This is a genomic window from Vibrio sp. 10N.261.45.E2, assembly GCF_002875705.1.
Classification (GTDB): Bacteria; Pseudomonadota; Gammaproteobacteria; order Enterobacterales; family Vibrionaceae; genus Vibrio.
The window spans coordinates 1-369 of the sequence record NZ_MCZZ01000081.1 but is presented as its reverse complement, the minus strand read 5'-3'; the positions used below and the strand labels follow the sequence as shown (position 1 = coordinate 369).

General features: G+C 44.4%; 1 tRNA gene. It reads right to left on the bottom strand.

Features of this window, described 5'->3' with window-relative positions:
• Window positions 1-219: 219 nt before the first annotated feature.
• A tRNA-Trp gene (locus BCT34_RS04480) sits at window positions 220-296 on the bottom strand.
• Window positions 297-369 lie beyond the last annotated feature (73 nt).

Here is a 369-nt window from a genome sequence, read left to right as displayed (position 1 = left end):
ATTAACGGAATTGGTATTATCTCTTAACCACTTTGAAAAAGCGACATATACAAAAAAAGCCTCGGCATTTCTATTGAGGCTTTGTATATGGTTGGGGTAGAGAGGGTTGAGCTCCTAGCACGTGCTATTTTGATGTTGCCGGAATCTGATGCTCTGTCAATTGCATGTTTAACGCCAAAAAGCAAAAAGGCTCTAGCATTTCTGCTAGAGCCTTGAATATGGCAGGGGTGGAGAGATTCGAACTCCCAACACGCGGATTTGGAATCCGCTGCTCTGCCAATTGGAGCTACACCCCTAAAACTTTATCTTACGTCAGATTCGAAAAAACCTCGCACTAGGCGAGGTTATCGAATAAGTGGCGGAGTGGAC